Source organism: Microbacterium sp. AISO3 (assembly GCF_002204305.1).
Classification (GTDB): domain Bacteria; phylum Actinomycetota; class Actinomycetes; order Actinomycetales; family Microbacteriaceae; genus Microbacterium; species Microbacterium arborescens.
Genome location: NZ_NHRF01000164.1, coordinates 1 through 397, shown reverse-complemented (window position 1 = coordinate 397; position 397 = coordinate 1). Strand labels below are relative to the sequence as shown.

At 56.7% G+C, this 397-nt stretch carries 1 protein-coding gene; it reads right to left on the bottom strand.

Features of this window, described 5'->3' with window-relative positions:
• Positions 1-104 precede the first annotated feature (104 nt).
• On the bottom strand, positions 105-397 hold a 293-nt coding region (locus CBF90_RS16810; RefSeq protein ID WP_141097234.1), incomplete at its 5' end, for an SsrA-binding protein.

Genomic DNA, 397 nt, shown 5'->3' with positions numbered 1-397 from the left:
GTGCATATTTATACACTTGATCGCCCACGAGACCAACCCCGACTCACAATGTGATCAAGAACGGCCACCCCGCACCTATACGTGCGACGGCGGCCATCAAAGATTCAGCGTTTACGGTTGCGCACCCGATTTGCCAGAGCTCGCTGAGCTTCACGCTTGGCATCGCGTTCGCGGATCGCCTGGCGCTTATCCCAGTCCCGCTTACCAGTGCCAACGGCAATCTCGACCTTGGCGTAGCCGTCCTTGAAGTAGAGCTGCAATGGAACGATCGTTTTGCCCGGACCGTCCACCTCGCGGGACAGCTTGGCGATCTCACGCTTATTGAGCAAGAGTTTGCGCTTGCGCATCACGTCGTGATTTCGCCATGTTCCGAAGGCATATTCGGGGATATGGAGGT